The organism is Streptomyces boncukensis (genome assembly GCF_011045075.1).
Classification (GTDB): Bacteria; Actinomycetota; Actinomycetes; order Streptomycetales; family Streptomycetaceae; genus Streptomyces; species Streptomyces boncukensis.
Map to the genome: position 1 here is coordinate 1 of NZ_JAAKZZ010000352.1, position 8,158 is coordinate 8,158.

Consider the following 8,158-nt stretch of genomic DNA (forward strand, 5'->3'; position numbering starts at 1 on the left):
CGGCACGTGCTCTCGCCGCACCGGCCGAAAGCCCGAGTACGCCCAGTACGAGGGCTTTCACCCGGCACGCCGAGAGCACGCACCGGACGCCCCATGCGCCGCACGGGGCTTTCGAAACACCCCCTAGCGCCGTGGCGTGGCTGCCGGGTCGGGGCTGCCCCATCCCGTGTCCTGCGGACTGCGGCTGCGTGCCTGGTTGCGCACGCGGTTCCCCGCGCCCCTGCGGGGCGCTCCGCAGGGGCGCGGGGAACTGCGCGACCAGCCACAGAGCAGCCGCACTCTGCGACGCAACAGCAAGGGGCAGCCCCGACCCGGCACGCTCCGCCGGTCACGGCACTAGCGGCCGCCGCGGGCCAGGGCGCCGCCGGTGTCCCCGGTCTCCGTGCCGAGCCCCTGGGAGTCGGGGCGGCGGGCCAGATACCGGTCCAGATCCTGGGTCCACTGCGCACCCGCCTCGGCGTCCATCGTCGCCAGCCGGGAGCGCAGCGGAGCGACCTGCTCGGCGGTGCAGGTCTCGGCGACGGTGGCGTACAGGGCCCGCAGCCGCCGCTGGACCTGCACCGACGAGCCGCCGAAGTGCCGGATCTCGTCGGTGGCGATGCAGATGTAGTCCGCCCAGGAGCGGGTGCGGTGCTGGAAAGCGGCGCGGGCGGCGGGCCGCCGGGCGGCGAGCCGGGGCGCGATCACCATCAGCAGGTCCTCGATATGGTCCAGGCACTGCACGGCGCGCCCGGGGTCGTTGACGGACGGGGACAGCGCCTTGAGCGCGATGTCGACGAACGCGCGCAGCGCCCCCGCCGGATCGGTGCCGGCGCTGTAGGTGGTGCCGAACAGCAGATGGCGCCGCAGGTCCGCGCGGTCCAGCGGCTCCGCGCCCGGGTGCACCAGGAACAGCGGCGCCTCCTGGGCGACGAAGTCACCGGTCACCGGCACGAGCTGGATGCGCGCCCCGGTGCGCCGGGCGAGCCGCTCCAGGCCGCGGTCGTCACAGGCGATGAGGGTCTGGCCGCGCCTGGGCGGGGTGCCGAGCCGGATCACCACCGGCTCGGAGCCGGGCGGCGCGGCGGCCTCCCCGCCCTCCTCCGCGGGCCCGGCCGCTCCCCCGGGCGCGGCGGGCGCGGCGGGCGCGGTTCTGGGGTGGGTGCGGTCCACGGCCCTGCGTCCCTCCCCGGCCAGCAGGCGCAGCAGCTGCCCCGAGTTGAGCACGGTCGTCACCCGGGCGACGAGCGCGAAGAACAGCACGGCGCACACCATGGCGAGCACGATCGCGAAGAGCATCGAGATGACCGGCCGGTAGTCCTCCTGGCTCACCGCGAGCCGCACCGAGATCATCAGCGAGTAGACGAACGTCGACATGAACGTGCCGGTCGCCCAGCGCATCACGGCGTCCTGCTGGAGGATCGGCACGACCCGCACCGACAGCTGCGAGGCGCCGAACTGCATGGCCAGCGTGATCGCGGTGAACACCAGACCGGTCAGAGTGATCATGCCGCCCGCGACGGCGGACAGCAGCGCGGACATCGAACCGCTGTCCAGATGGACGAAGAGGTTCTCGCCGAGCTCCTCCTCCACGGCGGTGACCTCGCGGTCGATCAGCGGGAACAGCCACGACAGGAACAGTCCCGCGCCCAGCAGCACGACCGGCAGCGGCCACACCCGGGGAGCGCGCAACCGGTGACGCGTGAGGTACCACTTCCAACGACCGCGAGACATACCCCGAATGTACTGATACGTGCCTTTCCATGGACCGGGGCACGCCAGCGGTGTCCGGATCTCCGGGTCCGGTCCGGTCCGCGGGGCGGGTGCCGTCGCGCCGCGGCCGCCCGCTGTCAGTGGGGGCTGGCACCCTGCCGTCATGGACGAGTTGCGGTGGCGCGTGTACGGCGCCGACCACGAGGAGGGCACAGGACCGGACCCGGGACACGCGTACCGGGAGCTGGTCGGCGGCCCGCTCGACGGCCTCCTGCTGGATGTGACCGGCTGGACCCCGGGGGAACTCGCGACCGGAGCGGGGCTCGTGACCGAGATAGGCCGGTTCGGTCCGGGCGGCCGCGCCTGGTACACGCCCCGGGACGCCGACCCGGGCCGGTGGGACTGGCAGGGCGACAGCCCCTGACCGCGGGCCGGCCGGGGGCGGGTCAGCCGCGCCGCTCGGCCCGCAGCGCGTCCTCGATCTCCTCGTCCGCCACCGCCATGGCCGCGTCGGCGCGCGCGTACCAGACCTCGCGCCGGGCCGGGGCCAGTCCCGCCCAGGGATGGCGCTCGGCGCTGAACCCGAGCGTGCCGTACAGCGCCTGCGCATAGCGCTCCCGGCGGGCGTTCCGGTCGTCCATGGGGCTACCTCTGCTTCGGAGCCGCCTCGGCGGCGGTACGGGGCTGCGCGGGCGGGGCCATCAGCGGAAGCAGGATCGCGTCCACCGCGCGTTCGACGTCCGCCTGCCGGGCGAGGCTGCCGTGCGCCAGGTCCCAGAACGTCAGCAGGGAGACGACTGCCTGGATTTCGACGGGGTACCCCCCGTCGTACTCCCCGACCGCGGGGCGCGGCAGGCGCGCGGCGTCTCCCCGGTCCGCCGCCGTCTGCCACACCTGCATGATCGATTCATGGAGCGCGGCGAAGTAGCGCCGCTGGGCGCTGCGGGTCACCTCGGGGTGGCGGCGACCGGTCTCCACCATCGCGGCGACCACGCGGGCGTCGGGCGTGCCCGGCGGCGCGCAGGCCGTCGCCACGGAGAGGGTCCGCACCAGCTCGTCGCGGAGCCGCCCGGGGCCCAGGGTGACGGGTTCGGGGAGCTGCGCCGCGCCCGACGCCTCGAACGCCTCCGCCACCAGGTCGTGCACGGAGGCCCAGCGCCGGTAGACGGTCGGCTTGCCCACGCGGGCCCGGACCGCCACCTTCTCCATCGTCAGTCCGCCGAACCCCTCGTCGATCAGGATCTCCAGGGCGGCCTCGATGATCCGCCGGTCGCGCCCCGGGTCGCGCGCCGGGCCGGACCTGCCCTGGGGGCGGCGCCACGTCGACTCGGCACGGGCCGCCTGCGGACTCTCCACCATGCGGGACATCTTAGAGAAGGGCTTCGCCCGTGAGAGAAGGGCTTCGCCCGCTCGGGCAGCCCTCCCCCCAGGCGCGTGACCGGGGTCACAGGGCCGGATGAACTAGGACGCTCGCGTAACGTTTTTACTTGGGACGCAAGCGCCGGTCGACGACACCGGCTGTTCCTCGTCAACTTCTCGGCCGTGGGCGGCCGAGCTTGCACGTAGGGCACCGCTGGCTGCGATGGTGCCTCCTGCATCTTGACCGCCCTGGCGGGGCGGTCGGGACGCGTGACTCACGCCCCGCATGCCGGGGATTGCACCCGATAGGTCTCGCGCGCTCAAGCGTCGCAGGAAACCGGGTCCACCGGCCTACGCCGGATTTGTGCCTTCGCGACTCGCGTGCGGAGCAGCCATCATGCCAGATACTGCGGCGCTCCGCGCCGCTCATCGGGGGATGCGATTCCTCCCGGGCATAAACGCCCGGGGTTCCTCGCAAGAACGGGCTGAATTCGAGGTGCTGCGCCATGAGTTCCGAAGTCACCGCCCGCTTCGCCGGCAAAGTGACCCTCAGGCCGCCGCCATCGGGGCCGCCGGGGGCGGGGCGGTCGTCAACGTCGGCGGCGGGGCCCACGGGTATCCGGGCAGGGCCGACAACGTGGCCTCCAAGCAGGGCGCCACCGGACTGATGAGTACGGCCGCGCTGGAGTACGCCCCGCGTGGCATCCGCGTCAACGAGGTCCTCCCGGGCCCGGTGGACACGCCGGCACTGGCCGCCCTGTCCGATCAGGAGCGCGCGGCGGTCGCCACGGCGATCCCCCTGGGCCGCACGGGCCGGCCCCGCGAGATCGCCGCGGCGATCGCCTTCCTGCTGTCGGACGAGGCGTCCTATGTCACCGGGACGCGGCTGACGGTCGCCGGCGGCATGTGGGCGTGACCACCACCGGAGTGGCGGGCGCGGGGGCCCCGCCGCGCCCTCCGCCGGGCAGGCGCTAGCGGATCGGCACGCCGGAGACGGTGCGGGCGATGACCAGCCGCTGGATCTCGCTGGTGCCCTCGAAGATCGAGTAGATGGCGGCATCGCGGTGCATGCGTTCCACGGGGTACTCGCGGGTGTAGCCGTTGCCGCCGAGGATCTGCATGGCCTGGGCCGTGACCGTCTTCGCCGTCTCGCCGGCGAAGAGTTTGGACATGGAGCCCTCCGCGGCGTCGAAGGAGCGGCCCGCCGCGGCCATCCAGGAGGCGCGCCACACCAGGAGGCGGGCCGCGTCGATACGGGTGCGCATATCGGCCAGCTGGAAGGCGACGCCCTGGTTGTCGATGATGGGGCGGCCGAACTGGACGCGGGTGCGGGCGTAGTCGAGGGCGACCTCGTAGGCCGCGCGGGCGATGCCGACGGCCTGGGCGCCCACCGCGGGGCGGGAGGCTTCGAAGGTGGCCATGGCCGCGTTCCGGATGCGCTCGCCGCCGCCCTGCCGCGCGCGCTCGCGGGCGCGGGCCAGCCGCTGGTCGAGCCGGTCCTTGCCGCCCAGCAGGCAGTGGCCGGGGACGCGGACGCCGTCCAGGACGACCTCGGCGGTGTGGGAGGCGCGGATACCGTGCTTCTTGAACTTCTGGCCCTGGGACAGCCCGGGGGTGTTCGGGGGGACGATGAAGGAGGCGTGCCCCTTCGAGCCCAGCTCCGGGTCGACGACGGCCACGACGACGTGCACATGGGCGATGCCGCCGTTGGTGGCCCACGTCTTGGTGCCGTTGAGGACCCACTCGTCCTTCGCCTCGTCGTAGACGGCGCGGGTGCGCATGGCCGAGACGTCGGAGCCCGCGTCGGGTTCGGAGGAGCAGAAGGCCGCGACCTTCACGTCGTCCGGGTCGCCGTACATCTGCGGGACCCAGGTGCCCACCTGCTCCTCGGTTCCGTTCGCCAGGACGCCCACCGCGGCCAGCCCGGTACCGACGATGGAGAGGGCGATCCCGGCGTCGCCCCAGAAGAGCTCCTCCATGGTCATGGGGATGCCGAGGCCGGTCGGGTCGAAGAACTGCTGGGCGTAGAAGTCGAGGGAGTACAGGCCGATCTTCGCGGCCTCCTGGATGAGCGGCCAGGGGGTCTCCTCGCGTTCGTCCCATTCGGCGGCGGCCGGGCGGATCACGTCGGCGGCGAACCCGTGGAGCCAGTCCCGCACTTCCTTCTGGTCGTCGTTCAGATCGAGCATGAACGGGGAGTCGTCTGCCATCGCCGGGGCCTCCGCCGGTGTCGTCGGATGGTCGCACCGGCGTGGTTACCGGTGGTAATTCTGCGCCCTGGACAGTCTGTTACCGGCCGGTAGCCGGTGTCAACTCCCCGGCTCCCAGGGTGCGCAGCGCGGGCCCGGCACCCCGGTGACCTGCGTATCCGGCCAGGGCGCCGGAGCCGCCCCGCACCCGGATGCAGTACGTTGCGCAGGGGGCAAGCAACCGTCGGGGCGGGGAGGCACGCCATGGGGACCACGCAGCAGGACGATCGACCGAGCGCCGCCGAACAGCGGCGGAGGGAGCTGCTGGACGCCGCCGACAAGGTCGTGCTCAGGGACGGGCCGGGCGCCTCGATGAACGCCATCGCGGCGGAGGCGGGCATCACCAAGCCGATCCTGTACCGGCACTTCGGCGACAAGGGCGGGCTCTACCGCGCGCTCGCCGTACGGCACACCGACGCGCTGCTGGACGCGCTGCGCGCCGCGCTGGACGCCCCGCAGGAGCGGCGGGAGCGGGTCGAGGCGACGCTGGACACGTATCTCGCGGCGATCGAGGCCCGCCCGCAGGTCTACCGCTTCCTGATGCACCCCGCCGAGGACTCCCCCGCCAGCGAGCGGGGCTTCGACGTGGGGCAGCACTCGGCGCCGCTGCTGCGGCGGCTCGGCGAGGAGCTGGCGACGGTGATCGCCGAACGGGTGGACCTGGGGCCCGAGAGCGAGGAGCTGGCGCGGGTGTGGGGGCACGGGATCGTCGGGATGATGCACGCGGCCGGGGACTGGTGGCTGCGGGAGCGGCCCTGCGCGCGGGCGCAGTTGGTGCGCCACCTGGCGGACCTGCTGTGGGGGCGGCTGGCCGCCGCCGGGGACCGGGTGGGCAGGCTCCGGTTCTGACTCCGCTACCGGGCCGGCGCCCCCGCCCGCGCCCCGGGATCCGGAGGTCCGCGCTCAGCCCTCGCCGGGCGCGTCCCCCTGCGGCCCGCGCCCGTACCACGGCGCGCGGCGCGCGGCGCGCAGGGCGCGGCGGCGGCGCAGCCCGGTGAGGCGGTCGGGGTAGAGACCGCCGTCGAGGTGGTCGTACTCATGCTGGAGGCAGCGGGCGAAGAAGCCCGTCCCCTCGACCCGGATCCGCCGTCCGTCCAGGTCCTGGCCCTCCAGCACCGCGTGGTCGGCGCGCGGGGTGGAGTACTCCAGGCCGGGCAGGGACAGGCAGCCCTCGGGGCCGCGCACGGTGCCGCCGCCGGTCCGAAGGAGGCGGGGGTTGAGCAGGTGGCCGCGGTGGTGGCGGTCCTCGTCGTCGGGGCAGTCGTAGACGAACAGCCGGAGCGGGACGCCGATCTGGCAGGCGGCGAGGCCGACGCCGCGCGCGGCGTACATGGTGGCGAACAGGTCCTCCACCAGCCGGGACAGCGGGCGGTCGGCGGCGGTGACCTCGCGGCTGGGCGCGTGCAGCAGGGGATCGCCGTAGGTGCGCAGGGGGCGCACGGTGCCGGTGCTGCCGGGGATGGTGCCGCGTCGCATGGCCGCCAGGGTACGCGGGCCGGCCCGGTGTTGATCTTCGGAGGGGTGGCGTGGTCAGGGGGGCCTTGGGATCTCGGTAGGCTTCTCTTCTACGCGAGCGCCAAGGAGGTTCAGACACGATGGCAGGCAATACGGAGCCGCTGTCGACGCGGTCCCGGCTGGCCGTGACGGCGGGCAAGGCCGCGGCGGCGGTCTCGCGGGCCGCGGGCCGCGGCAGCGGATCGGTGATCGGCGGCAAAGTGGCGCTCCGGCTCGATCCCGAGCTGCTCCAGCGACTCGCCCAGCATCTGGACGTCGTCCTGGTGTCCGCGACCAACGGCAAGACCACGACGACCCGGCTGATCGCCGAGGCGCTGGGCGCCGGCGGCGAGGTGGTGTCGAACGCGCTGGGCGCGAACATGCCTGCCGGGATCACCTCGGCGCTCGCGGGCGGTTCGAGCGCGCGGTTCGGCGTGATCGAGGTCGACGAGAAGTACCTCGCCGGGGTGGCGCGGGACGTCACGCCGAAGGCCATCGCGCTGCTGAACCTCTCGCGCGACCAGCTGGACCGGGCGGCGGAGACGCGGATGCTGGCCGAGCGGTGGCGCGAGGGGCTGTCCGGGCAGAAGGCGGTGATCGTCGCGAACGCCGACGACCCGCTGGTGGTGTGGGCGGCGTCCTCCTCGGCGAACGTGGTGTGGGTGGCGGCGGGGCAGGAGTGGAAGGACGACGCGTGGTCCTGCCCGGCCTGCGGCGGTGTGATGCAGCGGCCCGGGGACGACTGGTTCTGCGGGGAGTGCGGCTTCCGCAGGCCCACCCCGAGCTGGGCGCTGTCCGGGGACCATGTGCTGGATCCGCACGGCTCGGCGTGGCCGATCCAGCTGCAGCTGCCCGGGCGGGCGAACAAGGCGAACGCGGCGACCTCCGCCGCGGTGGCCGCCGCCTTCGGGGTGCCGCCGCAGACGGCGCTGGAGCGGATGTACCAGGTGCAGGCGGTCGCGGGCCGCTACGACGTGGTGCAGTACGAGGGCCGGGACGTACGGCTGCTGCTGGCGAAGAACCCGGCCGGCTGGCTGGAGACGTTCTCGCTGATCGACGGGCCACCGGCGCCGGTGATCCTGTCGGTGAACGCGCGCGGCGCGGACGGCACGGACACCTCGTGGCTGTGGGACGTGGACTACGGTCGGCTGGCCGGGCACCCGATCTGTGTGACCGGCGACCGGAAGCTCGACCTGGCGGTACGGCTGGAGGTCGCGGGTGTCGACTTCCAGGTGTGCGACACCGCGCAGGAGGCGGTGCGCCGGTGCCCGCCGGGCCGGATCGAGGCCATCGCGAACTACACCGCGTTCCAGGACCTGCGGCGTGCCGTCGGCAACTGAGGCGCGCCCCTCCCCCGTCTCCCC

Annotated in this window: 9 protein-coding genes; 4 read left to right on the forward strand and 5 right to left on the reverse strand. The window is 73.9% G+C overall.

Features of this window, described 5'->3' with window-relative positions:
• Positions 1-336 precede the first annotated feature (336 nt).
• Positions 337-1,713 carry a DUF2254 domain-containing protein gene (locus G5C65_RS26215; protein ID WP_165301409.1) on the reverse strand — a complete coding sequence of 459 codons (1,377 nt, stop codon included), beginning with the start codon at positions 1,711-1,713 and terminating at the stop codon, positions 337-339.
• A gap of 142 nt (positions 1,714-1,855) precedes the next feature.
• Here G5C65_RS26215 and G5C65_RS26220 point away from each other — a divergent pair, with 142 nt between their 5' ends.
• Positions 1,856-2,116 (forward strand): hypothetical protein, encoded by a 261-nt coding sequence (locus G5C65_RS26220; RefSeq protein ID WP_165301410.1) that lies wholly within the window; start codon positions 1,856-1,858, stop codon positions 2,114-2,116.
• Between the two features lie 22 nt (positions 2,117-2,138).
• Here G5C65_RS26220 and G5C65_RS26225 read toward each other — a convergent pair whose 3' ends face one another.
• A complete protein-coding gene (locus tag G5C65_RS26225; protein WP_165301411.1) occupies positions 2,139-2,333 on the reverse strand; it encodes a hypothetical protein in 195 nt (64 codons plus the stop codon).
• A gap of 4 nt (positions 2,334-2,337) precedes the next feature.
• Positions 2,338-3,051 (reverse strand): TetR/AcrR family transcriptional regulator, encoded by a 714-nt coding sequence (locus G5C65_RS26230; RefSeq protein ID WP_165301412.1) that lies wholly within the window; start codon positions 3,049-3,051, stop codon positions 2,338-2,340.
• Positions 3,052-3,487: 436 nt separating this feature from the next.
• On the opposite strand from G5C65_RS26230, the gene G5C65_RS26235 reads away from it, so the two are divergent.
• Positions 3,488-3,967, forward strand: coding sequence for an SDR family oxidoreductase (locus tag G5C65_RS26235; protein ID WP_241266063.1), 480 nt, complete (start codon positions 3,488-3,490; stop codon positions 3,965-3,967).
• Between the two features lie 55 nt (positions 3,968-4,022).
• Here the strand turns inward: G5C65_RS26235 and G5C65_RS26240 are convergent, their stop codons facing one another.
• A complete protein-coding gene (locus G5C65_RS26240) occupies positions 4,023-5,261 on the reverse strand; it encodes an acyl-CoA dehydrogenase family protein (RefSeq protein ID WP_165301414.1) in 1,239 nt (412 codons plus the stop codon).
• A gap of 243 nt (positions 5,262-5,504) precedes the next feature.
• Between G5C65_RS26240 and G5C65_RS26245 the strand changes: the two genes are divergently transcribed.
• Positions 5,505-6,149, forward strand: coding sequence for a TetR/AcrR family transcriptional regulator (locus G5C65_RS26245; RefSeq protein ID WP_165301415.1), 645 nt, complete (start codon positions 5,505-5,507; stop codon positions 6,147-6,149).
• Positions 6,150-6,203: 54 nt separating this feature from the next.
• Here G5C65_RS26245 and def read toward each other — a convergent pair whose 3' ends face one another.
• Positions 6,204-6,776 (reverse strand): peptide deformylase, encoded by a 573-nt coding sequence (gene def / locus G5C65_RS26250; RefSeq protein ID WP_165301416.1) that lies wholly within the window; start codon positions 6,774-6,776, stop codon positions 6,204-6,206.
• 119 nt (positions 6,777-6,895) lie between these two features.
• Here def and G5C65_RS26255 point away from each other — a divergent pair, with 119 nt between their 5' ends.
• Positions 6,896-8,134, forward strand: coding sequence for a MurT ligase domain-containing protein (locus G5C65_RS26255; protein WP_165301417.1), 1,239 nt, complete (start codon positions 6,896-6,898; stop codon positions 8,132-8,134).
• Positions 8,135-8,158: the final 24 nt, after the last annotated feature.